Below are 1,011 nucleotides of genomic sequence, written 5' to 3'. Positions count from 1 at the left end.
GTCTTCATGTACTGGGCGTCCATATGGTGCGGGAAGAAATCCCCGGTGTGGCCGGCATGGACGACGAAGTCGGTCTCGGTGATGGTGCGGCCGCTGGTCAGCCGCGAAGAGCCGATCTCATAGTCTTCGAAATAGGTGGTCTGTTCCATCAGGGTCTTTCCGCGATTGGCGTGGCCGGCGCCGCGCTCGATCTATAGCCGGCTTCCACCAGCGCCATGGTGCTCCAGGCGTCCTCTGCCGAGCTGACCAGTTCGTCGTCTTCTCCTGATGCAAAGCGCTGCACATTGGCCATGCGCCCGACGAAGGCGTCGGGGAACCATTCGCCGGCAAGCGGTACCGCGATCCAGCCCGTTCCGCCCTTCGGATGGATTTCCAGAATGTCCGGTTCGCCCCGGGGATAATCGAGGTTGAGACCGAGCTTGAGATAGGCCGCACCCTCCGTACCGCAGATGCGGAACTCGCAGGCCTGGTGGCGGCGACCGAATTTGTGGTCATGGTTGATCGACAGCGCGCAGCGTACCGCGTCGCCATAGTCGAGAATGGCGCTGGTGCGCGTCTGCGCCACCTTGTGGTTGGGATGGCCAAGGGTCTTGGCGTGAACGCCTTTGGGATCGCCGGATCAGGTCGAGATAATGGATCGAGTGCATGGCAATCTCGACGCGCGGCGCCTTGAGCAGGAACTCCCACAACTCCCACGGCGTCGCCAGCGCCAGCCAGGCATCGAAGTCGACGACCTCGCCGAGCCAGCCCCTGGCGATGGCATCCTTGAGCGCCAGCATCATTGGCGCGAAACGCAGCTGGAAGTTTACGGCCGCCTTGAGGTTGTTGGCGCGGCAGATTTCGAGGATTTCGGTGGCCTCGCCGAGATAATTGCCCATCGGCTTCTGGATCAACGCGACCGCACCGTCCGACAGGGCTTTCAGGATCTCGGCGTGCCGTCCCGGCGGGGTCGCCAGATCGAAGATCGCATCCTGGACGGATGCGGCTTCGTCGACCGAACGGAACGCCGTC

General features: G+C 63.0%; 2 pseudogenes. Both read right to left on the bottom strand.

Going from position 1 to position 1,011, the window contains the following annotated elements:
* Nucleotides 1–152, bottom strand: a pseudogene (locus tag ACWTU8_RS31635) (dehydratase); the annotation flags it as partial.
* A pseudogene (locus ACWTU8_RS31630) lies at nucleotides 149–1,011 on the bottom strand (Gfo/Idh/MocA family protein); the annotation flags it as partial. The pseudogenes ACWTU8_RS31630 and ACWTU8_RS31635, both read right to left, overlap by 4 nt.

It is taken from the genome of Mesorhizobium sp. BHbdii (assembly GCF_053848045.1).
This window is presented reverse-complemented; position numbering and strand designations above follow the sequence as displayed.